Annotated in this window: 22 protein-coding genes; 19 read left to right on the top strand and 3 right to left on the bottom strand. The window is 70.1% G+C overall.

Features of this window, described 5'->3' with window-relative positions; genetic code table 11:
• Window positions 1–7 precede the first annotated feature (7 nt).
• The 4 genes from NE236_RS22625 to NE236_RS22610 all read left to right on the top strand — a co-directional run bounded on the left by NE236_RS22625 (window position 8) and on the right by NE236_RS22610 (window position 5254).
• Window positions 8–940 carry a tRNA (adenine-N1)-methyltransferase gene (locus NE236_RS22625; RefSeq protein ID WP_252844063.1) on the top strand — a complete coding sequence of 311 codons (933 nt, stop codon included), beginning with the start codon at window positions 8–10 and terminating at the stop codon, window positions 938–940.
• 238 nt (window positions 941–1178) lie between these two features.
• Window positions 1179–2951, top strand: coding sequence for a proteasome ATPase (arc, locus tag NE236_RS22620; RefSeq protein WP_252844062.1), 1773 nt, complete (start codon window positions 1179–1181; stop codon window positions 2949–2951).
• Between the two features lie 344 nt (window positions 2952–3295).
• Window positions 3296–4810 (top strand): depupylase/deamidase Dop, encoded by a 1515-nt coding sequence (gene dop / locus NE236_RS22615; protein ID WP_252844061.1) that lies wholly within the window; start codon window positions 3296–3298, stop codon window positions 4808–4810.
• A gap of 234 nt (window positions 4811–5044) precedes the next feature.
• Window positions 5045–5254 carry a ubiquitin-like protein Pup gene (locus NE236_RS22610; RefSeq protein ID WP_252844060.1) on the top strand — a complete coding sequence of 70 codons (210 nt, stop codon included), beginning with the start codon at window positions 5045–5047 and terminating at the stop codon, window positions 5252–5254.
• A 51-nt stretch (window positions 5255–5305) separates the two neighbouring features.
• Here the strand turns inward: NE236_RS22610 and NE236_RS22605 are convergent, their stop codons facing one another.
• Window positions 5306–5608 carry a hypothetical protein gene (locus NE236_RS22605; protein WP_252844059.1) on the bottom strand — a complete coding sequence of 101 codons (303 nt, stop codon included), beginning with the start codon at window positions 5606–5608 and terminating at the stop codon, window positions 5306–5308.
• A gap of 18 nt (window positions 5609–5626) precedes the next feature.
• Between NE236_RS22605 and NE236_RS22600 the strand changes: the two genes are divergently transcribed.
• The 9 genes from NE236_RS22600 to NE236_RS22560 all read left to right on the top strand — a co-directional run bounded on the left by NE236_RS22600 (window position 5627) and on the right by NE236_RS22560 (window position 13670).
• Window positions 5627–6109, top strand: a complete 483-nt coding sequence (locus NE236_RS22600) for an endonuclease VII domain-containing protein (protein WP_252844058.1) — start codon at window positions 5627–5629, stop codon at window positions 6107–6109.
• 168 nt (window positions 6110–6277) lie between these two features.
• On the top strand, window positions 6278–7081 hold the full coding sequence (gene prcB / locus NE236_RS22595; protein ID WP_252844263.1) for a proteasome subunit beta: 804 nt from the start codon (window positions 6278–6280) through the stop codon (window positions 7079–7081).
• Window positions 7082–7130: 49 nt separating this feature from the next.
• Window positions 7131–7883, top strand: coding sequence for a proteasome subunit alpha (gene prcA / locus NE236_RS22590; RefSeq protein ID WP_252844262.1), 753 nt, complete (start codon window positions 7131–7133; stop codon window positions 7881–7883).
• A gap of 264 nt (window positions 7884–8147) precedes the next feature.
• Window positions 8148–9506 (top strand): Pup--protein ligase, encoded by a 1359-nt coding sequence (pafA, locus tag NE236_RS22585; protein WP_252844057.1) that lies wholly within the window; start codon window positions 8148–8150, stop codon window positions 9504–9506.
• 86 nt (window positions 9507–9592) lie between these two features.
• Window positions 9593–10987 carry an FKBP-type peptidyl-prolyl cis-trans isomerase gene (locus tag NE236_RS22580; RefSeq protein ID WP_252844056.1) on the top strand — a complete coding sequence of 465 codons (1395 nt, stop codon included), beginning with the start codon at window positions 9593–9595 and terminating at the stop codon, window positions 10985–10987.
• Between the two features lie 25 nt (window positions 10988–11012).
• Window positions 11013–11921 carry an FKBP-type peptidyl-prolyl cis-trans isomerase gene (locus NE236_RS22575; protein ID WP_252844055.1) on the top strand — a complete coding sequence of 303 codons (909 nt, stop codon included), beginning with the start codon at window positions 11013–11015 and terminating at the stop codon, window positions 11919–11921.
• 28 nt (window positions 11922–11949) lie between these two features.
• Window positions 11950–12747, top strand: coding sequence for a helix-turn-helix transcriptional regulator (locus NE236_RS22570; RefSeq protein ID WP_252844054.1), 798 nt, complete (start codon window positions 11950–11952; stop codon window positions 12745–12747).
• A 33-nt stretch (window positions 12748–12780) separates the two neighbouring features.
• The gene (locus tag NE236_RS22565) at window positions 12781–13245 is read left to right on the top strand and encodes a DUF3291 domain-containing protein (RefSeq protein WP_252844053.1); all 465 of its coding nucleotides are present in this window, start codon (window positions 12781–12783) and stop codon (window positions 13243–13245) included.
• Between the two features lie 101 nt (window positions 13246–13346).
• A complete protein-coding gene (locus NE236_RS22560; protein WP_252844052.1) occupies window positions 13347–13670 on the top strand; it encodes a hypothetical protein in 324 nt (107 codons plus the stop codon).
• Between the two features lie 331 nt (window positions 13671–14001).
• Here NE236_RS22560 and NE236_RS22555 read toward each other — a convergent pair whose 3' ends face one another.
• Window positions 14002–15072 carry a DUF3866 family protein gene (locus NE236_RS22555; protein ID WP_252844051.1) on the bottom strand — a complete coding sequence of 357 codons (1071 nt, stop codon included), beginning with the start codon at window positions 15070–15072 and terminating at the stop codon, window positions 14002–14004.
• Between the two features lie 50 nt (window positions 15073–15122).
• On the opposite strand from NE236_RS22555, the gene NE236_RS22550 reads away from it, so the two are divergent.
• The 6 genes from NE236_RS22550 to NE236_RS22525 all read left to right on the top strand — a co-directional run bounded on the left by NE236_RS22550 (window position 15123) and on the right by NE236_RS22525 (window position 21436).
• Window positions 15123–16067, top strand: a complete 945-nt coding sequence (locus NE236_RS22550; protein ID WP_252844050.1) for a helix-turn-helix transcriptional regulator — start codon at window positions 15123–15125, stop codon at window positions 16065–16067.
• Window positions 16058–17005 (top strand): helix-turn-helix transcriptional regulator, encoded by a 948-nt coding sequence (locus NE236_RS22545; RefSeq protein WP_252844049.1) that lies wholly within the window; start codon window positions 16058–16060, stop codon window positions 17003–17005. Before NE236_RS22550 ends, NE236_RS22545 begins: the two co-directional genes overlap by 10 nt.
• Before the next feature lie 114 nt (window positions 17006–17119).
• Entirely contained in the window at window positions 17120–17308 is a 189-nt protein-coding gene (locus NE236_RS22540; RefSeq protein WP_372494416.1) for a hypothetical protein, read from the top strand.
• A gap of 61 nt (window positions 17309–17369) precedes the next feature.
• A complete protein-coding gene (gene tatA / locus NE236_RS22535; RefSeq protein ID WP_252844048.1) occupies window positions 17370–17708 on the top strand; it encodes a Sec-independent protein translocase subunit TatA in 339 nt (112 codons plus the stop codon).
• A gap of 20 nt (window positions 17709–17728) precedes the next feature.
• Window positions 17729–18598 carry a twin-arginine translocase subunit TatC gene (gene tatC, locus NE236_RS22530; protein ID WP_252844047.1) on the top strand — a complete coding sequence of 290 codons (870 nt, stop codon included), beginning with the start codon at window positions 17729–17731 and terminating at the stop codon, window positions 18596–18598.
• 114 nt (window positions 18599–18712) lie between these two features.
• Window positions 18713–21436 (top strand): DEAD/DEAH box helicase, encoded by a 2724-nt coding sequence (locus NE236_RS22525; RefSeq protein ID WP_252844046.1) that lies wholly within the window; start codon window positions 18713–18715, stop codon window positions 21434–21436.
• Window positions 21437–21545: 109 nt separating this feature from the next.
• Here NE236_RS22525 and NE236_RS22520 read toward each other — a convergent pair whose 3' ends face one another.
• Window positions 21546–22910 carry an extracellular solute-binding protein gene (locus NE236_RS22520; RefSeq protein ID WP_252844045.1) on the bottom strand — a complete coding sequence of 455 codons (1365 nt, stop codon included), beginning with the start codon at window positions 22908–22910 and terminating at the stop codon, window positions 21546–21548.

Below are 22910 nucleotides of genomic sequence, written 5' to 3'. Positions count from 1 at the left end.
TTAGAACATGACCGAACCCTCCACCGCCGGTTCCCGCATGCCCAAGGCCCCTCACGGGCCGTTCCGTCCCGGCGACCGGGTTCAGCTCACCGACCCCAAGGGCCGCATCAACACCATCACCCTCCAGCCCGGGAAGCTCTACCACAGCCACAAGGGCTCCATCCCGCACGACGAGATCATCGGCAGCCCCGAAGGCAGCGTCTTCCGCTCGTCCGGCGGCACCGAATACCTCGCCTTCCGGCCCCTCCTCGCCGACCACACCCTCCGCATGCCGCGCGGCGCCGCCGTCGTCTACCCCAAGGACGCCGCCCAGATCCTCGCCGCCGCCGACATCTTCCCCGGCGCGCGCGTCGTCGAGGCCGGCGCCGGCTCCGGCGCCCTCAGCTGCTGGCTCCTGCGCGCCGTCGGCGAACACGGCATCGTCTCCTCTTACGAACGCCGCGAGGACTTCGCCGAAGTAGCCCGCGCCAACGTCGAGGGCTACTTCGGCGGCCCGCACCCCGCCTGGCGCCTCACCGTCGGCTCCCTCGAGGACGCCCTCACCGACACCGACGTCGACCGCGTCGTCCTCGACATGCTCGCCCCCTGGGAATGCCTCGACGCCGTCGCCAAGGCCCTCGTCCCCGGCGGGATGGTCTGCGCCTACGTCGCCACCACCACCCAGCTGTCCCGCGTCGTCGAGGCCCTCCGCGAACACGGCTCCTTCGCCGAGCCGTACGCCTTCGAGACCCTCGTCCGCTCCTGGCACGTCGAAGGCCTCGCCGTACGCCCCGACCACCGCATGGTCGGCCACACCGGCTTCCTCGCCACCGCCCGGCGCCTCGCCGACGGCGTACGCCCCCCGGCCCGCCGGCGCCGCCCCGCCAAGGGCGCCTACGGCGAGAACACCGACACCACGCCCCGGCAACCGGCCGCCGAACCCGACCTGTCCGGAGAGTGACGAGAATCTCTCCACCCTGAACGGCCCTGTCCGGACGCGAGGACTTGCGCCGCCAGGCCCCCGAAGCGATCTTTTTCTCGCAGACGGGGGGCTTTCGCGGGAGGTCCTCCCTCCAACGGACCAGCCGCTTCATCTAGAACATCGTTCCCGCGCCACGACACGAGTACCCCCGCGCCAGGTTACGGAGGCGCTCGGGATAGGTAGGGTTTCAGGTAGGTCGTCGTCTCTGCCTGAGGAGGTGACGAGCGTGGCCGCTCGTGACGATGCCGGGGCGCGTAAGGCGCAGCACGAAAAGGAGGTCCGCGACCTCCAGACGCAGGTCTCCTTCCTGGAGGAGGAGATCTCCGTGCTGCGCCGCAAGCTCGCGGAGTCCCCCCGACAAGTTCGTGTACTCGAAGAGCGCCTTCACGAGGCGCAGGCAAGTCTGGCCGCGGTAACGGGCCAGAACGAACGTCTCGTGGCGACCCTCAAGGAAGCCCGAGAGCAGATCATCGCCCTCAAGGAGGAGGTCGACCGGCTCGCGCAGCCGCCGTCGGCCTTCGGAACGTTCCTCGCCGCGCGCGAGGACGGCACGGTCGACATCTTCACCGGTGGCCGCAAGCTACGGGTGAACGTCAGTCCGGGCATTGAGATCGACGAGTTGCAGCGTGGCCAGGAGGTCATGCTCAACGAGGCGCTCAATGTCGTCGCCGCCCTCGAATTCGAGACCCAGGGCGAGGTCGTCATGCTGAAGGAGGCCTTCGAAGACGGCGAACGCGCCCTCGTGATCGCCCACGCCGACGAAGAACGCATCGTCAAGCTGGCCGAGCCCCTGCGCGGAGTACCCCTGCGCGCCGGCGACTCGCTCATGCTCGACACCCGATCCGGATACGCCTACGAGAAGATCCACAAGGCGGAGGTCGAGGAGCTCGTCCTCGAAGAGGTCCCCGACATCTCGTACCATGAGATCGGCGGGCTCGGACCGCAGATCGAGCAGATCCGCGACGCCATCGAGCTGCCCTACCTCCACGCCGACCTGTTCCGCGAGCACCAGCTCCGCCCCCCGAAGGGCGTCCTGCTGTACGGCCCACCCGGCTGCGGCAAGACCCTCATCGCCAAGGCGGTCGCCAACTCCCTCGCCAAACAGGTCGCCGAGAAGACCGGAGCCGAGGGGAAGAGCTTCTTCCTCAACATCAAGGGCCCCGAACTGCTAAACAAGTACGTCGGCGAGACGGAGCGGCACATCCGCCTCGTCTTCCAGCGGGCCCGCGAGAAGGCCTCCGCGGGTACCCCCGTGATCGTGTTCTTCGACGAGATGGACTCCATCTTCCGCACCCGCGGATCCGGTGTCTCATCCGACGTCGAGAACACCATCGTCCCCCAGCTCCTGTCGGAGATCGACGGCGTCGAGGGGCTGGAGAACGTCATCGTCATCGGTGCCTCCAACCGGGAGGACATGATCGACCCGGCGATCCTCCGCCCCGGACGGCTCGACGTGAAGATCAAGATCGAGCGTCCGGACGCCGAAGCCGCCAAGGACATCTTCTCCAAGTACATCCTCACGGGCCTGCCGCTCCATCCCGACGACCTGAAGGAGCACGGCAGCTCACCCGACGCCACCGTCGACGCGATGATCCAGCGCGTCGTCGAGAGGATGTACAGCGAGACCGAGGAGAACCGCTTCCTCGAGGTCACCTACGCCAACGGCGACAAGGAGGTCCTGTACTTCAAGGACTTCAACTCCGGCGCGATGATCCAGAACATCGTCGACCGGGCCAAGAAGATGGCCATCAAGGACTTCCTCGAAAGCGGGCAGAAAGGCCTGAGGGTCACTCACCTTCTCGCCGCCTGCGTCGATGAGTTCAGCGAGAACGAGGACCTGCCCAACACCACCAACCCCGACGACTGGGCCCGCATCTCCGGAAAGAAGGGCGAGCGGATCGTCTACATCCGCACCCTCGTCTCCGGAAAGCAGGGCACGGAGGCCGGGCGTTCGATCGACACCGTCGCGAACACCGGGCAGTACCTCTGACCCAGCACAGGAACGCGTGGCGGCCGGAACACCTCGTTCCGGCCGCCACGCGGCTTTCCGACGCCCTACGGCCCGCCCCGGATCGTCCCGCGGCCCGCAGCGGCCCGCCCGGTCGCGGTCGCCGCGGTGGCCCGGACGTCTCGGTGGACACGGCTCTGAGCGGCCGTACGACCCGCCGGCGCCTCACCAGGACGGACACTCCCTGATCTTGGCCGGAAATCGCCCTGGCGGCCCCCTGAAGGCCGCGAGCGGGCAGGTCCGACCCCTCCTCCCACGACCGGTTTCGCATCACGATCCCGCCGCGCCGCACTGGACCACGGCAATCGCGCATTAGGCTCAGACCTATGAGCGTCCGGCGGGTGATGGGGATCGAGACCGAGTACGGCATATCCGTGCCCGGTCAGCCAGGTGCCAACGCGATGGTGACCTCCTCGCAGGTCGTCAACGCCTACCTCGCGGCATCGGCGGCGAAGGCCAGGCGGGCACGGTGGGACTTCGAGGAGGAGAACCCCCTGCGCGACGCCCGTGGCTTCGACCTGGCACGCGAGGTCGCGGACCCCACCCAGCTGACCGACGAGGACCTGGGACTGGCCAACGTCATCCTGACCAACGGGGCCCGCCTCTACGTCGACCATGCCCACCCGGAGTACTCCACGCCCGAGTGCACCAACCCCCGGGACGCCGTCATCTGGGACAAGGCCGGAGAGCGCGTCATGGCCGACGCCGCCGCCCGCGCCGCCCGGGTGCCGGGCACCCACCCCATCCAGCTCTACAAGAACAACACCGACAACAAGGGTGCCTCCTACGGCTGCCACGAGAACTACCTCATGCGCCGGGAGACCCCGTTCTCCGACATCGTCCGGCACCTCACGCCGTTCTTCGTCACCCGGCAGGTGGTCTGCGGCGCCGGCCGCGTCGGCATCGGCGTGGACGGCCGCGGGGACGGCTTCCAGATCAGCCAGCGGGCCGACTTCTTCGAGGTCGAGGTCGGCCTCGAGACCACCCTCAAGCGCCCCATCATCAACACCCGTGACGAGCCGCACGCCGACCCGGAGAAATACCGCCGCCTGCACGTGATCATCGGCGACGCGAACATGAGCGAGGTCTCGACCTACCTCAAGCTCGGCACCACCGGCCTGGTCCTCGCCATGATCGAGGACGGCTTCCTCACCGTCGACCTGTCGGTCGACATGCCGGTCGCCACCCTGCGGGCGATCTCTCACGACCCCGCCTGCAAGCACCTGCTCACCCTGCGTGACGGCCGCAAGATGACCGCCGTCCAGCTCCAGATGGAGTACCTCGAGCAGTCCCGCAAGTACGTCGAGGACCGCTTCGGCGGCGACGTCGACGACCTGACCACCGACATCCTCGACCGCTGGGAGTCCGTCCTGCAGCGGCTCGGCGACGACCCGATGCAGCTGTCGCACGAGCTCGACTGGGTGGCCAAGCTCGAACTGCTCGAGGGTTACCGCACCCGCGACGGGCTCGACTGGTCCCACCCGCGGCTGCAGCTCGTCGACCTGCAGTACTCCGACGTCCGCCCCGAACGCGGCCTGTACAACCGCCTCGCCGCCCGCGGGCGCATGGAGCGGATCGTCACGGACGCCGAGGTCGACGCGGCGATCGAGAACCCCCCGGAGGACACCCGCGCGTACTTCCGCGGCCGGTGCCTCCGGCAGTACGCCGACTCCGTGGCGGCCGCGTCCTGGGACTCGGTCATCTTCGACGTACCCGGTCGCGAGTCGCTGCAGCGGGTCCCGACGCTGGAGCCGCTGCGCGGCACCAAGGCACACGTCGGCACGCTCCTGGACCGCTGCCGCACCGCCTCCGACCTGGTCGCCGTCCTCACCGGCGAGTGACGCGCGCGCCTGCCCGTACGCCCTTCCCGGTCGGCGTACGGGCGGACGCGAAGGCGGGTGGCGGCTGTGATCGCTGCACAGTTGTGACGGTTATGACCGTTTCGCGGAGATCGCTACTGGCGATAACGGCGTCAGAGACCAACCGTCGATCGGCGTGGCACACGGTGAGTGATCCACTCCATGTCGGCGGGCGGCGATAGAGTCAAGGTCTCGGCACGAACGGGAGGATCACCCATGGCAACGAGGGACACCGGCGGGCAGAAGCAGACGACCCGGCGCGAGGAAGAGGTCGACGAGACCCAGGCCGCGCCCAGCGAAGACGTCCAGGAACGCCAGGAGAAACTCACCGACGACGTCGACGCAATTCTGGACGAAATCGACGAAGTGCTAGAAGAGAACGCAGAAGAGTTCGTTCGGTCGTACGTACAGAAGGGCGGCGAATAATAGGATATGTCCGAATTTATCTCCGCCGTCAAGGTGTGCCCGGACTGTGGGTTAGAAAAGCCTGCGTCGGAGTTCCGGCGTAATGTCAAGCGTCCCGACGGTCTCGGCTTTTACTGTCGCGACTGCGTCTCGCGGCGGGAGAAGGAGGCATATCGGAAGCGGCGAGAGCGCCAGGGCAAGACAGTTCGAGAGCGAGTCGAGGCACCGGAGGGCCACAAGTGGTGTCCCGGCTGCGAGAAGGTCAGGCCTCTGGATGAGTGGGGGCGGAACAAGCGTAGCCGCGATGGCTATAACTCTTATTGTCGTGAGTGCAAGAATGCTCGGAGCGCTCGTGACTATCTCAAAAAGACGCATCGCCTGACTTCTGAAGACGTGCAGCGCCTGATCTCGGAGCAAGGCGGCGTCTGTCTGATCTGCATGAAGGCGGCGGCAGAGCATGTGGACCACGACCACGTCACCGGTGAGCGGCGCGGAATCCTCTGTTTCAACTGCAATGTTGCTCTAGGGCAGTTCAAAGACGACCCATGGGTACTGAGGCGCGCGATCGAGTACCTCACGGGAGGGCTCCTGGGCTTCCGGCCTAGGAGCGATGGGACGCTTGAGGTCGCAGAGGTCCGGCGATCCCGCTGGCCTGTGGGGGACGACTGGCCGGATAGGGATTTCGCAGTGCTCGACGCTCAGATCCGAGGTGCCTCCGAGGACCCCTGGGAGACCGATGTGATGGTCGCTGGCGCGGAGCCGGCGGAGTTGCGGTTTCGGGTGCTCGATCTGAGCGATCCGGGGTTTCCCGATCTGGACGCGTTGCCCCGGGAGCCGCTGGGGCCGCCGGAGTACGCCCTGACGTCCGCTGACTGACGGAGTCGGGTTCGCCGTGGGCGGACGAGGGCAGGGATCACGCGGTATGCGCCTGACGTCGCAGTGACAGTAGGGTCTGAGTTGCGGAGGCGCATCGCATCCGCTGCCTTTGGAAGGAGTCGTGTGACGTCGCAAGGTTCCGCGCCGGGGCGTCTGCCGGGCGCGTTCATGAGCCAGGGCCCCCCGTCGTTCACCGAGTTCCTGTCGTCGTACTCGCCCGGGATGCTTCCGGGGAGCCGCGAGCTTCCGGCGGGTGTGTCGGCCGGGGACCAGATCCCGCACGGCACGACCATCGTCGCGATCACGTTCCCGGGCGGCGTGGTGATGGCGGGCGACCGGCGGGCCACCGCGGGCAACGTCATCGCCCAGCGGGACATCGAGAAGGTGTTCCGCGCCGACGAGTACTCCGCCGTCGCGATCGCGGGCACCGCGGGCATCGGCATCGAGGTGGTGCGCCTGTTCCAGGTCGAGCTGGAGCACTACGAGAAGATGGAGGGCCGCACCCTCTCCCTGGAGGGCAAGGCCAACCGGCTTGCCACGATGGTGCGCGGCAACCTGGGCATGGCCCTGCAGGGCCTGGTGGTGGTCCCGCTGTTCGCCGGCTATGACGAGGACGAGAACCGCGGGCGGATCTTCAGCTATGACCCGGCCGGCGGGCGTTATGAGGAGCACGACTTCTACAGCATCGGCTCGGGGTCGGTGTTCGCCAGGGGCGCGCTGAAGAAGTTGTTCCGGTCGGATCTGGAGGAGCGCGAGGCGGTGATCGCGTCCCTCCAGGCGCTGTACGACGCGGCGGACGACGACTCGGCGACCGGCGGTCCCGATCTGACCCGCCGTATCTTCCCGGTGGTCGCCGCGGTCACCGCCGACGGGTACCGGCGGCTGCCGGACGATGAGGTCGGTGGTCTGGCGGAGAGCATCGTCGACGGGCGGATGCGCTCGCCCGGCGGGCCGTCGGCTCCGCTGCTGTAACGTCCGCGATCGAGAAGTGAACGAGTAGTAAGGAACGCCACCGGTGTCCATGCCGTTCTACGTGTCGCCCGAACAGCAGATGAAGGACAAGGCCGACTACGCGCGTAAGGGCATCGCGCGCGGCCGCAGCGTCGTCGTGCTGCAGTACGACGACGGCATCCTGTTCGTGGCCGACAATCCGTCCCGTGCGCTGCACAAGATCAGCGAGATTTACGACCGGATGGCGTTCGCCGCGGTCGGCAAGTACAACGAGTTCGAGAATCTCCGTCAGGCGGGCGTGCGCTACGCCGACGTCAACGGGTACATGTACGACCGCCGTGACGTCACCGCGCGGGGCCTGGCGAACGCCTACGCGACGACGCTGGGCACGGTGTTCACGGAGATGAACAAGCCGTACGAGGTGGAGATCGTCGTCGCCGAGCTGGGCGAGGACGCCGCCTCGGACCAGATCTACCGGCTGACGTTCGACGGGTCGGTCGCCGACGAGCACGGTTATGTCGCGATGGGCGGTCAGGCCGACCAGGTCGCGGCGGCATTGCAGGAGCACTTCGAGGAGGGGCTCACGCTGGTGCGGGCGCTGCGGCTGGGGGTGACCGCCCTGGAGCGGCAGGACGCCGACCGGCATCTGGCGGCCGAGCAGCTGGAGGTCGCGGTGCTGGACCGTAACCGGACGCACCGGTTGTTCCGGCGGTTGCCGGCGGCGCGCATCCGGGCGCTCCTGGAGGAGGCCGACTCCGACGGTGTGTCGGGCGAGTCGGGCGAGTCGGGCGAGTCGGGCGTGGAGGACACCGCCGCGGAGTGACCTCGGCGTCCGCCCGTCGCGTCCTCGCCGGGCGCGGCGGGCGGACGCATCTTTGTGATCTACAATGTAAAGGCAGTCGGCCGTCTCGCGTCGCCGACCTCCGATCTACCTGGTCACCGGCCTGTCGGCCCTCTGCCGGACCCCCACAGCGCGTCGTCGCGGGCCCGGCGGAGCCTGCGACGGGGAGGGGCCGCGCGGCACATCCCCGCATACCCGCTCGCGATCTCTACCATCGGCGGCCTCCGGACGCATAGCCTTGCGGATGTGGATAGGCGCATCTTCGGGTTGGAGAACGAGTACGGCGTTACGTGCACCTTCCGCGGGCAGCGGCGGTTGTCACCCGACGAGGTGGCGCGCTACCTGTTCCGCAGGGTCGTGTCGTGGGGCCGTAGCAGCAACGTGTTCCTGCGCAACGGGGCACGGCTGTACCTCGATGTCGGCAGTCATCCTGAGTACGCGACGCCCGAGTGTGACAGCGTCGACGAGCTCGTCGTGCACGACAAGGCGGGGGAGCGGATCCTGGAGGGTCTTCTGGTCGACGCCGAGCGGCGCCTCCGTGAGGAGGGCATCGCGGGTGACATCTACCTGTTCAAGAACAACACCGACTCGGCCGGCAACTCCTACGGATGCCACGAGAACTACCTCGTCGGGCGGCACGGCGAGTTCGGCCGGCTGGCCGACGTGCTGATCCCGTTCCTCGTCACCCGTCAGATCATCTGCGGTGCCGGCAAGGTGCTGCAGACCCCCCGCGGCGCGGTGTACTGCGTGAGTCAGCGCGCCGAGCACATCTGGGAGGGCGTGTCGTCCGCGACGACGCGCTCGCGGCCCATCATCAACACCCGGGACGAGCCGCACGCGGACGCCGAGCGGTTCCGCCGGCTGCACGTCATCGTCGGCGACTCGAACATGAGTGAGACGACGATGCTGCTCAAGGTCGGTGCGACCGACCTGGTGCTGCGCATGGTCGAGGCCGGCGTCGTCATGCGGGACCTGACCCTGGAGAACCCCATCCGGGCGATCCGCGAGGTCAGCCACGACATGACCGGGCGGCGCAAGGTGCGCCTGGCCAACGGCCGGGAGGCCAGCTCGCTGGAGATCCAGAAGGAGTACCTCGACAAGGCTCGGGAGTTCATCGACCGGCGTGGCGCGGATCCGGTGGTGCTGCGGGTGCTCGACCTGTGGGAGCGGACCGTACGCGCGGTGGAGACGGGCGATCTGGACCTGGTGGCCCGTGAGATCGACTGGGTGACGAAGTACCAGCTGATCGAGCGGTATCGGCGCAAGTACGATCTGCCGCTGAGCTCTCCGCGGGTGGCCCAGCTCGACCTCGCCTACCACGACGTGCACCGGGGGCGTGGCCTGTACTACCTGCTGGAGCGCAAGGGTGCCGTCGAGCGGGTGGCCCGGGACCTGGACATCTTCCAGGCCAAGTCGGTGCCACCGCAGACGACGCGGGCCCGGCTGCGCGGGGAGTTCATCCGCAAGGCGCAGGAGAAGCGGCGTGACTTCACGGTCGACTGGGTGCATCTGAAACTGAACGATCAGGCACAGCGGACCGTCCTGTGTAAGGACCCGTTCCGGTCGGTCGATGATCGCGTCGACAAGCTGATCGCGGGAATGTAGCGGCGATCTCACGCTACCTTTAGATGCCCGCTGGCAGGGTGGGGGCCTTGTCGCGATAGTCGTCGACCCGCGGAACGGTGGAGAAGATGTCTGAAGTCAAAGGCCGCGCGCAGGCGCGGACGGACGAGCCGCAGGACGCCGAGGAGCGGGACGCCTCGGCGTCGGACGCTCCGGCGGGCGGCGAGCCCGGAGCCGCCGAGCGGCCCGAGACGGAGGACGCGCGGCGGGCCGAGGACGAGCGGGCCGAGACCGAGGAGCCGAAGGATGGAGTGAGCGAGCGCGAGGACGGGGCTGAGGAGGCGACGGCCGGGGACACCGACGGGGCCACCGCCGACCCCGGCTCCGAGGCCGCCGACGCGACCGCCGCCGACTCCGGGTCCGATGACACGTCGTCCGAGGACCCGAAGAGCCGGTTCGCCCATCCGGATCCGATCAAGCTGAAGATCCCCGCGGCGCAGGAGATCACGCGCACCGACTTCACGCCGCACGCGCTGGGCGCCAAGGGCCGTGGCGCCCCTCGCTCGGGCACCCGCGCCCAGGCGAAGCGCCGCAGGATCGTGTTCACGACGGCCGCCGTGGTGGTCGTCGCGCTGGCGACCAGCGCGGCGGTCTGGTACGAGACCCTCCCGCCGCCGTCGGTGAAGGTCAAGGGCGCGTTCGGCAAGGCGCCGTCGATCTCGGTGCCCAAGTCCAAGCCGAGCGTCAAGAGGCAGGTCAAGGAGGTCGTCCAGGGTTCCGGCAACGCCGTGGCGAACGGTGACCTCGTCGTCGCCCAGCTGGTCGCCTACAAGTGGGGCGCCAAGGGCGGCGGTAAGGAGCTGCTGAACACCTATACGAAGAAGCAGCCGATCATCGGGCAGGCGGGCCAGCTGACGGGCCTGCCGGCGCTCGACAAGGCGCTGGTCGGGCGTAAGGCGGGCACGCGTCTGGTGATGACCCTGCCGTACGGGGAGGTCGGCGACCAGATCGGTCAGTCGCTGCAGCTCGCCAAGACCGACGACTTCGTCGTGACGGTCGATGTGATCAACGCCTACGGCAAGACCGCCTCGGCGCAGGGCACACCCCAGAAGGTCGACGATCCCAAGCTTCCGGCGGTGACCGGCGCGGCGGGTGTGGCGCCGACGGTCAAGATCCCGTCCACGGACGCCCCAGACACCCTTCAGGTCAAGACCCTGATCCAGGGCAACGGCCCGGTGGTGACGAAGGGGCAGACGCTGATCGCGCAGTACCACGGCGTGCTGTGGCGAAACGGGACGGTCTTCGACTCCTCGTGGAAGCGCGGCACCCCCGCGTCGTTCCCGATCGGCGTCAAGCAGGTCATCCCGGGCTGGGACACGGGCCTGGTCGGCCTGAAGGCCGGCAGCCGGGTCCTGCTCGTGGTGCCGCCGAAGGACGGGTACGGCTCGAAGGGCTCCTCGCAGGGGGGCATCAAGGGGACCGACACCCTGGTGTTCGTCGTCGACGTCCTCGGCTCCTACTGATCGCCCGGTGTTCGGAGGTCTGCGCATGCGGCGCGTCGCCGCGCTGGCCGTGCTTCCCCTCGTCGCCGTCACGGCGTGCGGCGGGGGCGGCCTGCCCGACGGTCTGAAGGTCGCGGGTGTCGTGGGCCGTCAGCCCACGGTGACGATCCCGGCGTCGGCTCCCTCGGGGAAGCTGAAGGTCGAGACGCTGCACAAGGGCAGGGGCGCGAAGGTGACGGACGGTGACCTCGTGGTCGCCAACTACGTGGGGTACCGCTGGAACGGTGGTGACCACAAGCTGGTCGCCAGCAGCTTCGACGCCGGGCGGCCGGCGATGTTCCCCTACGGCCGCCTGGTCACGGGCCTGAACAGGGCCCTCGAGGGCCAGCGTCCGGGGGGCCGCGTGCTGGCCGTCATCCCGCCGGGTCAGGGCTACGGGGCGAACGGGTACGCGCCGTGGCAGATCGGCGCCGGCGACTCCATGGTCTTCGTTCTCGATGTGATCGCGACGTATCACAACGCCGGGAGCGCGCAGGGACAGCCGCAGCCGCAGAACGACCCGGCACTCCCGCAGGTCACCGCCGGGTCCGCGCCGACGATGAAGATCCCGTCCGCGGCGCCTCCGGGGCGGCTGCGGGTCAAGACGATCATCCAGGGGAGCGGGCCGCCGGTCCAGGCGCACCAGCTGGTCGTCTTCCACGACCTGGGGCAGGTCTGGCGGACGGGTAACGTCTTCGAGTCGACGCGAGCCCGGGGACTTCCGGACTCGGTGGTGGCTGGAGCCGGCCAGATGATCAACGGCTGGGATCGGGCCGTGGTCGGACAGCGGGTCGGCAGCCGGGTGCTCGTCATCGTCCCGCCGAAGGACGGTTACGGCGCGAAGGGACACGCCGCCTCCGGGATCAAGAAGGGCGACACCCTCGCCTTCGTCATCGACGTCCTCGCCGCCTACTGACCCGTCCAGCCGTCCCTAGACTCGGGACGTGGACGACGTCGAGGCCATCGCGGCCCTGCAGGACCCGGTACGCCGGCGGCTTTATGAGTACGTGGCCGCGCAGGATCACGAGGTGGGCCGGGCGGAGGCCGCGGAGGCCGCCGGGATCCAGCGCACCCTGGCCGCCTTCCACCTCGACCGGCTGACCGACGCCGGCCTGCTGGACACGGTGTTCCGGCGGCCCGCGGGGCGCACCGGTCCGGGCGCGGGCCGGCCCGCGAAGCTTTACCGGCGTTCGGCGGCGGAGCGGGTGGTGAGCGTGCCGCCACGCGACTACCGGGCGCTGGCCGAGCTCCTCGCGGAGGTCGTCGCGGAGGTCGGCGGCGAGGAGATCCTGGAGCGGCTGGCACGGGCTCGCGGCCGGTCGGCCGGCGCCGCCGCGGGGCCGGGCGAGGACCCACGGCGCGGGGCCGAAGGCACGGGCGCGGGGCCGGGCGCGGGACCGGGCGCGGGACCGGGCGCGGGACCGGGCGAGGGCGGGGACGCGGGGCCGGCAGAGGCTCCCGGCGGAGGCCCGAATGTGGACGGCGTCGCGGTGGGCGGCCGGGTGGAGGCGGCGCTGGCGGCCCGTGGGTACGAGCCGTACCGCGAGGGCACCGGGCTGCGGCTGCGCAACTGTCCCTTCCACGCGCTGGCGGTCGAGTTCCCGCCCCTGGTCTGCGGCATGAACCTGGCGCTGCTGGAGGGGCTGCTCGACGGCCTGGAGGCGACCGGGATGACGGCGCGCATGGATCCGCGGCCCGGGGAGTGCTGTGTGGTGCTGGATTCTAAAAATAATCATAGTTGACATAGAGGTTCGGGTGATGGTCTGCTGGCGGCCATGACGGACCACCACCTGGCAGAGTTCAACGTCGCCCGCCTCCGTGAGCCCCTCGACGCCCCGTCGATGGCCGAGTTCCTGGCCCTCTTCGAGCCCATCAACGCCCTGGCCGACTCCGCGCCCGGTTTCGTCTGGCGGCTGGCCGACGGAGCGGCCGACGACGCGACCGGCATCCGCCCGTACGGCGATGACGTGATCATCAACATGTCGGTCTGGGAGTCGCGCGAGGCGCTGTGGGACTTCGTCTACCGGTCGGCCCATCTGGACCTGCTGCGCCGTCGCCGCGAATGGCTCCTGCGCATGGCGGAGCCGGAGACCGTGATGTGGTGGGTGCCGGCGGGGCGGATTCCGTCGGTGGAGGAGGCGCGGGAGCGTCTGGGGCGGGTGCGGCGCGACGGTCCGGGGCCGGAGGCGTTCACGTTCCGGGAGGTGTACGACGCGGGTGGGGAGCTCGTCCGCAGTTGATCTACAACGTAAAGGCGGCGGCCCGGCCATCCGTAACGGGCCGGAGATGGCGAGACGCCGGAGCGACGGCTCCGGCGTCTTCACGTCTCGTTTCCCGTTCAGTGTCCGAACCCGAAGCTGCCGCTCCTGCCACCGAACCCAAAGCTGCTACTCCTGCTGCTGACCCCGATGCCGCTGCTCACGACATTGACGTTCCGGTTGAAATTCCCCCCGAAATGGTCAAAGTTGTGGAAGCCCGCGTGGCTTTCGTGGAAGCCGCCGAAGTGCCGGGAGTCGAAGTCGCCGGCGCGGAAGAAGCGATGGCGCGGGAAGAAGCGGTGGTGCCGGAAGTGGCGGTGATGGTGCCGGAAGTGGTGATGGTGCCGGAAGTGATGGAAGCGATGATGCCGGAAGTGGCGGTGGTGTCGCCACCAGCCGTCGCTTAGCGGTGCGCTCGCGCTCGCCTGGACCGAGACGGCGCTGACGTGCGCCGCCGGGGTGCTCTGAGCGGATGCGGGCGGGGTGGTGAAGAGCGTGCCGGCCGTGACGGCGATCGCGGCCAGGCCGACAGAGGCGCTTGTCCTGCTGAGCACGTTGTTCTCCTCGTGGCCGGAAAGACGGAAGGCCGCGTGAATAGTCCTACTTGCGGCGATTCGGTGGGCCTTCCGCTTCCAGGATCCTCGGGCGCGCTCGCGGTAAAACAAGCAAATGGTAACGAGAGGGGCATTTCTGGATGGCTTGGTGAATTCTCGACTATCGATCTATGCCGTAAAGGCGTCAGCTTAGAAGATTCGCGACGTGACGGCCGGCGGCCGCGACCGCCAGGAAGCCCGCGAGATCCTCGTCCAGCCCCCGGCCCATCGTCGAGACCCGCACCGGCGAGTCGCGGACCGCCTCCTCCAGGCCGTCCACGGGCACGCTGACGAGCTCATGCCGCTCGCCCAGCGGCTCGGCCTCGGCCCGGACCCTGTCGCCGAAGGCGCCCGGCAGGTCCGGCACCACCACCTGCGCCCGCGCCAGGGCGACGCGGCCGTAGGCGGTCAGGCTGTGGTGGGAGATCCCGCGGTGGCGCTCGCGGGCGTCGGCCTCGCTGACCCGCAGGGACGCCACGGGGCGGCCCTCGAGGACGGCCGCGGCGTTCACCGCCTCGCCCGCCGACACGCCCGAGAACCCCCAGCGGGTGCCCGTGCCGAGGTTTCCGGGGCCCTGCGCCACGATCGCGACCTCGGCGTCGAGCACCAGGCGCGCGGCGAGCAGGCCGGTGTGCAGGGTGACCGCCTCCAGGTCACCGCCGAACGCCTGCCCGACCGTCACCGTGGCGGCCAGCGCGCCGGCCTCGCGCAGCGCCGCGATCGTACGGGAGAACCACGCGGGAAGCGCTCCGCCGTCCGGCATGACGTAGACGACGCGGGTGCCGGGGCGGTCCAGGTGCAGCCCGGCGATGATCGCCGGGAGCGCCGAGTGCAGGTCGGCGACGACGACCGGCATGCCGTCGATCGACTCGGCGGCGCGCAGCACCTCGTGGTGGGCGGAGTCCTGCTCGTCGGAGCCCAGGACGGTGGCCTGCAGGGGGGTGTAGCGTGCCTTGACCAGATGGCCGGGACCGGACGGATCCGGTGGGAAACGGTCGGGCACCGCGATCACCATCGCGTACCCTCCGGTGCCGAGCCCCATCGCGAGCGCCGTCGTGTTGAGCAGCACGACGTCGCCTGGCCGGGGCCGTCCCACCAGGGCCGGATAGGCCAGAGCGCGGGCCTCGCCGTCGTCGTCGATCACGACGTCGAGCTCCACCGCTCCGGGCCATTCGCGGCGTATCTTGACAACCGTGCCTTTGCGCCATCGGATCACCCGCCAACGGTAGCGTCGGAGGCCACGGGGACGGGCCAGAAGGAGTGACGATGTCGCGCCGCAAGACCGAGCGGCTGCTCAATCTCGTGGTGTGCCTGCTGGCCACCCGGCGGTACCTCACCGCTGAGCAGATCCGCCAGGCCGTGCCGGGCTATCCCGGTGGGGACGAGGCGTTCAAGCGCATGTTCGAGCGCGACAAGGAGGAGCTGCGCGAGCTGGGCATCCCCTTGGAGATGGGCAGCGACGGCGACGAGGAGCCCGGCTACCGCATCCAGCGCCAGGCGTACGAGCTGCCGGAGATCCAGCTGGCCCGCGACGAGGCCGCCGTGCTCGGGCTCGCCGCGCGGGTGTGGCAGCGGGCCAGCCTGGCCGAGGCGGCGTCCGGGGCGCTGCTGAAACTCCGCGCCGCCGGGGTCGACACCGACGAGGCCGCCTCCCTCGGCATCGAGCCCAGGGTCGGCACCGACGAGCCCGCGTTCCCGGCCCTGTGGCGGGCGGTGCGGGACCGCCGGCCGGTCACCTTCGAGTACCAGGGCGTCGGCCGCAGTGGGCCGCAGCGCCGGCATCTGGAGCCCTGGGGCGTGGTCAGCAGGCACGGCCGCTGGTATGTCGCCGGCCATGACCGCGACCGCGGCGAGGCGCGGGTGTTCCGCCTCAGCCGCATCAGGGGCGAGGTCGTCGCCGACGGCGCCGCCGGTACGATCACTGTTCCCGAGGGCGTCGACCTGCGGCAGGTCGTCACCTCGATGGGCGGCCCCGCACCCGGACGGCGCACGGCCACCGTACGGCTGCGGCACGGCGCGGCGGACGGCATCCGGCGCTGGGCGGCGAACATCCGCGCCGACGACGACGATTGGGACCTGGCCGAGCTCACGTTCGCCGAGGTCGACCGGCTCGCCGACTACCTCGCCGGGTTCGCCGACGACGTCGTCGTCGTCGAGCCGCCGGACGTGCGCGACGCGATGATCCAGCACCTGAAGGCGGTATGCCAGTGAGCTCCTCCGAACGGCTGCGGCGGCTGCTCGCACTGGTGCCGTACGTCATCAACCGCAGCTCGGTCAGTGTCGAGGAGGCCGCCGCGGCCTTCGGCGTGACTGAGAAGCAGATCATCGACGACCTGAACCTCCTGTGGTGCGTCGAGCTGCGCGCCCCCGACCCGTACTGCCCGATCGACCTGTCGTACGAAGGCGGCGAGATCGTGGTCTGCGAGGCCGAGTCGATCAGCCGGCCGTTGCGCCTCGACGTCGACGAGGCCGCCGCCCTGCTGGTGGCGTTGCGCACGATCGCCGAGATCCCCGAACACGGCGACGCCGTGAGCCAGGTGATCGCCAAACTGGAGGTCGCGGCGGGCACCGCCGCACGGCCGAGCAGCCAGGTCGCCGTGCAGCTCGACGTCCGCCCGGACGTCCTCGTCCAGGTGCAGTCGGGGCTGGACCAGGATCGGCGCCTGCGGATGACCTATTACGTGCCGGGCCGCGACGAGAACACCGTGCGCGACGTCGACCCGATGCGGCTGCTCATCGTCGACGGCTGGTCCTACCTGGAGGGCTGGTGCCGCCGCGCCGAGGCGGTCCGCCTGTTCCGCCTGGATCGCATCGTGGATCTGCAGGTCCTCGACGTGACCGCGCGGATCCCGGACGAGGCCGAGCCGCTCGACCTGGACGCCGGCCTGTTCCGTCCCTCGCCGGAGGACGTGCGGGTGACCTTCGAGCTGTCCGCCGCCGGGCGGTGGGTCGCCGACCACTACCCCTGCGAGAGCATCGCCGAACTGGGTGAGGGTCGCGTCCGCGTTGTGCTGCGCACCCGTGACGTGCGCTGGGTGCGGCGCCTGGCGCTGCGGCTGGCCGGCACCGGGCGCATCGTCGAACCCGCCGAACTGGCCGCCCAGGTACGCGAGGACGCCGCCCGCGCCCTGAAGCTCTACGACGCGTGAGCGGGCGCGCCCGCCATCGGGCACGCGGGCGCACGCCGTCCGGGTCGGGGGCGCGTCCTGAGCGCGGTGCCGTCAGGGGCAGACGCTGCGGCGGTGATTCGCTAGGGTCTGCCTGTGCCGTGGATGATGCTGTACGTCGCGCTGGCCTTCGCCGGGTTGGTCGTTCTCGGCGGCTGCGCGATCAAAGTGTCGTTCGCGGTCCGCGGTCTGGGCCGTGAACTGCGGCGGACCAGGGCGCGTCTGGAGCCGAAACACGCGGAGCTCGCCCGTGAGATGCGGCGTCTTGAGGGGCCGGGGGAGTGAGACATCCGGCCCGACGGCGTACGATCGGATGAGAAACAGCCACTGCTGAAGAGGACTGAGTATGCCTGACCTTGGCCCGTGGGAAATTCTGATCATCGCGGTCGTCATCCTCGTGCTGTTCGGTTCCGCGAAGCTGCCCCAGGCCGCCCGTTCGCTCGGCCGGTCGATGCGCATCTTCAAGTCCGAGACCAAGGGTCTGATCAGCGACGACGATGACCAGCCGCAGACGCACGCCCAGCCGCAGGACGCCCGTGCCCAGGCGGCCCGGCTCCGCGAGCAGGCGGCACTGCTGGAGCAGCAGGCGGCCGCCCAGCAGCCGCAGCTGAGCGCCCGCGCGGACGATGGCACGACCGTCAGCGGCGTACCGCTGTCGCAGACGGAGCCCGGCAAGAAGTCCTGACCCGGCCACGACAAGAGATCATGACGACCAAGTCGCCGCGGACTGCGAGCCCCGACGGGCGCATGCCGCTCATCGAGCACATCCGCGAACTGCGCAGCCGCCTGCTCAAGGCGTTCCTCGGCCTGCTCGTGGGCACCGGCGTGGGGCTGTGGTTCTTCGACCCAGTCTGGAAGTTCCTCCAGCAGCCGTACTGCCAGCTTCCGGAGAAGAACCGCCTGGGTAAGGGCTGCGGCCTGGTCGTCAACGGCCTCACCGAGGGCTTCTTCCTCAACCTGAAGATCTCGCTGATCGTCGGAGCGGTGCTCTCCTCCCCGATCTGGCTCTACCAGATCTGGGCGTTCGTCGCCCCGGGGCTCTACCAGCGTGAGCGTCGCTGGACGTACATCTTCCTGGCCGCCTCGGGTCCTCTGTTCGCGGGCGGCGCGGTCCTGGCCTACCTCACGCTCGACAAGGGGCTGGGCATCCTGCTCGGGTTCGTCCCCGACGGCACCACCGCGTTGATCACGGTGTCGAGCTATCTCGGCTACGCGGTCGGGATGCTCCTGGTGTTCGGGCTGACGTTCGAGCTGCCGCTGTTCGTCGTGATCCTGAATATGGCCGGTGTGCTGACGCATGCGCGGATCCGTAAGTCGCGCCGGCTGATGATCTTCGGTCTGTTCGTGTTCGCGGCGGTCGCCACGCCGAGCCAGGATCCGTTCACGATGCTGGCGCTGGCGTTCCCCACCGTCGTGCTCTTCGAGGTCGCCGAGCTCATCGCCTACGTCCATGACCGGCGTAAGGCCGCCCGCCCCGACCCGTACGCGGACCTGTCCGACGACGAGGCCTCACCGCTCGACCTGCCGGACGGCGACCTGCCGGACGACGAGCCGGCGGACGGCGAGCGCGTCTGAGGCCGTACCCCCCGCGCCCCACGGCGCCGGTTCCGCCGCGCTCGGGGCCTCGGTCGGGTGGTGGATCGCCGGAGTGCCGCCATTTCGGTCAGTGGCGGTCCGTAGGCTTGAGCCATGACGACCCCCGCGGAGCGCTACGCCGCGCACCGGCAGCGCATGGCGGGCTTCACGCCCGCGTTGACCGAGTTTCAAGCCCTCTACGACTTCGACCTGGACTTCTTTCAGGTCGACGCCTGCCGGGCGCTGGAGAACGGCCACGGCGTGCTCGTCGCCGCGCCCACCGGGTCGGGCAAGACCGTCGTCGGTGAGTTCGCCGTGCATCTGGCGCTCGCGGGCGGCCAGAAATGCTTCTACACCACCCCGATCAAGGCGCTGTCCAACCAGAAGTACGCCGACCTCGTACGCCGCTACGGATCGGGCAAGGTCGGCCTGCTCACCGGCGACAACACCATCAACGGCGAGGCGCCGATCGTCGTCATGACGACCGAGGTCCTGCGCAACATGCTGTACGCCGGATCGTCGACGCTTTCCGGCCTGGCGTACGTCGTCATGGACGAGGTGCACTACCTCGCCGACCGGTTCCGGGGCGCGGTCTGGGAAGAGGTGATCATCCACCTTCCCGAGTCGGTGCGGCTCGTGGCGCTGTCGGCTACGGTCAGCAACGCCGAGGAGTTCGGCGAGTGGCTGCAGGAGGTCCGCGGCGAGACCACCGTCATCGTCGACGAGGAGCGGCCGGTGCCGCTGTGGCAGCACATGCTCGCCGGCAACCGGCTGTACGACCTGTTCGTCGACGACGAGCACACCAAGGTCAACCCGGAGCTGCGCCGCTTCGCACTCGACGACCTCCGGCGTACGAGGATCAACCAGAGCCGGCGCTCCGGGCGGCGGCGCGAAGGCCGCCCCCAGCGGTACCGGCCGCCGTCGCGCGCGGACGTGATCGACCGCCTGGACCGCGCCGGTCTGCTGCCCGCGATCACCTTCATCTTCAGCCGCGCCGCCTGTGACGCGGCGGTCGAGCAGTGCATGTACTCCGGGCTGCGGCTCACCTCGAAGGAGGAGACCGAGGAGATCCGCGCGCACGTCGAGGCGCGCACCGCCGACATCCCGCGCGCCGATCTGGAGGTCCTGGGCTACGGCGCGTGGCTGGCCGGGCTGGAGCGTGGCCTGGCCGCGCATCACGCGGGCATGCTCCCGACGTTCAAGGAGGTCGTGGAGGAGCTGTTCGCCGAAGGGCTGATCAAGGCGGTCTTCGCCACCGAGACGCTGGCGCTGGGCATCAACATGCCCGCCCGCACCGTCGTGATCGAGCGCCTCGTCAAGTGGAACGGCGAGATGCACGCCGACCTGACCCCCGGCGAGTACACCCAGCTGACCGGGCGGGCGGGGCGGCGCGGCATCGACGTGGAGGGCCACGCGGTGGTGCTGTGGACGCCCGGGGTCGATCCCGGCGCGGTGGCCGGTCTGGCCGGCACCCGCACGTACCCGCTGAACTCCAGCTTCCGCCCCTCGTACAACATGGCGGTGAACCTCGTCGGCCAGGTGGGCCGCGAGCGCGCGCGCACGCTGCTGGAGGCGTCCTTCGCGCAGTTCCAGGCGGACCGTGCGGTCGTCGGGCTGGCCCGGCAGCTGCGCCGCAACGAGGAGGCCATGGAGGGTTACCTCGAGGCGGCGAGCTGCCACCTCGGCGACTTCATGGAGTACGCCGGGCTCCGGCGCCGGCTCACCGAACGCGAGCGCGAGCTGGCCCGGGAGCGGTCGGGGGCGCGGCGGGCCGAGGCGGCGCGGTCGCTGGAGAAGCTGCGGTTCGGTGACGTCATCGTGATCCCGCAGGGACGGTTCGCGGGCGTGGCCGTGGTCCTGGAGCCGGGGGCCGCCAAGCGTTCCGACGATCCGTCACCGCTCGTGCTCACCGCCAACCGGCAGGTGAGGCAGCTGGCCCTGGCGGACTTCCGGGGCCCCGTCGAGCCGGTGGAGCGCATCAAGATCCCGCAGTGGTTCAATCGCAGGTCGGCGCAGCATCGCCGCGACCTGGCCTCCACGCTGCGCAACAAGACGACCCACGTCGACAAGCCTCGTCCGGAGAAGGGGCCGGACCTGACCCGAGAGGATCCGGAGATCGCCGACCTTCGGCGGCGGCTGCGCGAACATCCCTGCCACGGCTGTTCCGAGCGGGAGGACCACGCGCGCTGGGCGGAGCGCTACTTCCGGCTGGAGAAGGAGACGGCGGCGCTGCGCCGCCGCGTCGAGGGCCGCTCTCAGGTGATCTCCCGTACCTTCGACCGGGTCTGCGCGGTGCTCGAGCAGCTCGGCTACCTCGAGGAGGAGCGGGTCACCGACGAGGGCCGCCGGCTCGGGCGGATCTACACCGAGCTGGACCTGCTGACCGCCGAGTGCCTGCGGGCCGGGATCCTGGACGATCTGGGGCCCGCGCAGCTCGCCGCGGCCGTCTCCGCGCTGGTCTACGAGTCCCGGGCGGCCGACGACGGACGGCCGCCCCGGGTGCCGGCCGGGCCGGTGCGGGAGGCCCTCACCGAGATGCTCCGCCTGTGGGGTGAGCTGCAGGAGACCGAGAAGGACCATCGGGTGGCGTTCCTGCGTGAGCCGGATCCGGGGTTCGCCTGGGCGGCGCACCGGTGGGCGAGCGGCGACCAGCTGGACGCCGTGCTGGCCGACACCGACCTGACCGCCGGTGACTTCGTGCGCTGGACGAAGCAACTGCTCGACATGCTCGGGCAGATCGCGGACGCCGCCCCTCCGGGCGGCGGCGTGCGCGCCGTCGCGGGCCGGGCGATGGACGCGATCCGGCGCGGCGTCGTGGCCTACTCCTCCGTCACCTGATCCCGCAGGCCGGGCTCCGCCGCCGTCGTGCGCGTACGGCGGGGCCCGGTTTCAGCCGCACGTATGACGGGGCTTCGGTTCAGCCGGCGCATGACGACGAGGCGCCGGTTCAGCCGCACGGCCGGGGCGGGTCGGTGCGTAGGGGCTTTCCGGAGTAGGCCGAGCGGAGTAACCGGGCGAAGGCGGCGTAGTCCACGTCGGCGGACTGCAACGCCGCGGCGCGGAAGCAGCGGCGGAACACCTCGCTGAACTCCTGATAGGCGGGGGCCACGGGCCGCGGCCGCGCCGTGGCGATCGCCTGCCGGATCTGGGCGGCGAGCTGCGTCAGGTCGGCCTGGCCGATCGACTGCTCGCTCGGGGACGATCCCAGACAGGGCCGGGGCGCCTGGTACGCCGACTCCCGGGTCGGCGCGAACCCTCCGCAGACGAAGAGTTCGCTCTGCGCGTCATGGTCGGTGAGGAACTCGATGAGGCGGCGCGCCTGCTCCTGTTTCCTGCTGTGGGCCGAGATGGCGAGGTTCTGCCCGCCGAGCACGCTGGGGCCGGGCAGCGGCGACACCCCGAACCTCAGCCGGCCGCCGGCGCGCATCCGTGGGTCGGCGGCCAGGACGCGGAAGGCGTACGGCCAGTTCCGCATGAAGGCGACCTGACGGCCCTCGAATGCCTGGATGCTCGATGCCTCGGTCGCGTCGCCCACGGTGCGGTCGACGCCCGCCCCCTGGGGCGGCAGGTTGGTGTGCACGGCCGCCAGCGCGGACCTCACCTGCGTGGCGTACCTGTCGATGACGATCTGGTCGTCGTGGACGACGTCGCCGCCGAATCCCCAGATGAGCTCCAGGGCGTTCACCGTGCCGCCCTCATAGTCGGCCAGCTGCACGGAGTATCCGGCCGGAAAGCCGTGTCCGTTCGCCGCCTCGGCGGCCTGGCCGAGCAGGTCGGGCAGGCCCACGGGAGGCTGGCGCCGCGCGTCGTTCCAGTAGTACAGCAGGCCGACGTCGGCGTTGAAGGGCAGCGCGTAGACCGTGCGGTGCCAGGTCACCGACTGCCTGAGCTCCGGGAGGAAGTCGGGGTCCCAGCCGTGCGGCAGCGGGAACGGGACGATCGCCTTCTTCTCGGCGAACTCGGCGGTCCAGGGCGCGTCCAGGGTGAGCACGTCATAGTCGCAGCTGCGGGCCTCGGAGGCCGCGGCGAGCTGCGTGCGCTGGAGGTCGGCGAGGCTGGAGATCTCCACGATCCGGGCCTGCAGGTCCGGATCGTCCTGGTGCAGGGTGTTCCACTTCCGGACCAGCGCCTGGCGTTCGGCTCCGGCGCTGACGTCGGTGCCACCGGCGACCACGAGCCCCACGTGTCCCGGACAGGGCGTGCGGCCGGTGGAGTCGCCCCCCAGCGCCAGCGGGACGAGGACGGCCGCGATGCCGAACCCCACGCCCGCGAGCATGGGGATCCAGTACCGTCGGAAATAGCGTCCGAGCAT

This window comes from Actinoallomurus purpureus, from assembly GCF_024055795.1.
GTDB classification, from domain to species: Bacteria; Actinomycetota; Actinomycetes; order Streptosporangiales; family Streptosporangiaceae; genus Actinoallomurus; species Actinoallomurus purpureus.
This window is presented reverse-complemented; position numbering and strand designations above follow the sequence as displayed.

Excerpts from the sequence above, each read along its gene's own strand:
- NE236_RS22565 (WP_252844053.1), top strand. The coding sequence starts at position 12,781 with ATGACGGACCACCACCTGGCAGAGTTCAACGTCGCCCGCCTCCGTGAG.
- dop (WP_252844061.1), top strand. The coding sequence starts at position 3,296 with ATGAGCGTCCGGCGGGTGATGGGGATCGAGACCGAGTACGGCATATCC.
- NE236_RS22580 (WP_252844056.1), top strand. The coding sequence starts at position 9,593 with ATGTCTGAAGTCAAAGGCCGCGCGCAGGCGCGGACGGACGAGCCGCAG.
- NE236_RS22575 (WP_252844055.1), top strand. The coding sequence starts at position 11,013 with ATGCGGCGCGTCGCCGCGCTGGCCGTGCTTCCCCTCGTCGCCGTCACG.
- NE236_RS22545 (WP_252844049.1), top strand. The coding sequence starts at position 16,058 with ATGCCAGTGAGCTCCTCCGAACGGCTGCGGCGGCTGCTCGCACTGGTG.
- tatA (WP_252844048.1), top strand. The coding sequence starts at position 17,370 with ATGCCTGACCTTGGCCCGTGGGAAATTCTGATCATCGCGGTCGTCATC.
- NE236_RS22610 (WP_252844060.1), top strand. The coding sequence starts at position 5,045 with ATGGCAACGAGGGACACCGGCGGGCAGAAGCAGACGACCCGGCGCGAG.
- NE236_RS22625 (WP_252844063.1), top strand. The coding sequence starts at position 8 with ATGACCGAACCCTCCACCGCCGGTTCCCGCATGCCCAAGGCCCCTCAC.
- NE236_RS22605 (WP_252844059.1), bottom strand. The coding sequence starts at position 5,608 with ATGCGTCTTTTTGAGATAGTCACGAGCGCTCCGAGCATTCTTGCACTC.
- prcB (WP_252844263.1), top strand. The coding sequence starts at position 6,278 with ATGAGCCAGGGCCCCCCGTCGTTCACCGAGTTCCTGTCGTCGTACTCG.
- NE236_RS22525 (WP_252844046.1), top strand. The coding sequence starts at position 18,713 with ATGACGACCCCCGCGGAGCGCTACGCCGCGCACCGGCAGCGCATGGCG.
- NE236_RS22550 (WP_252844050.1), top strand. The coding sequence starts at position 15,123 with ATGTCGCGCCGCAAGACCGAGCGGCTGCTCAATCTCGTGGTGTGCCTG.
- tatC (WP_252844047.1), top strand. The coding sequence starts at position 17,729 with ATGACGACCAAGTCGCCGCGGACTGCGAGCCCCGACGGGCGCATGCCG.
- prcA (WP_252844262.1), top strand. The coding sequence starts at position 7,131 with ATGCCGTTCTACGTGTCGCCCGAACAGCAGATGAAGGACAAGGCCGAC.
- NE236_RS22520 (WP_252844045.1), bottom strand. The coding sequence starts at position 22,910 with ATGCTCGGACGCTATTTCCGACGGTACTGGATCCCCATGCTCGCGGGC.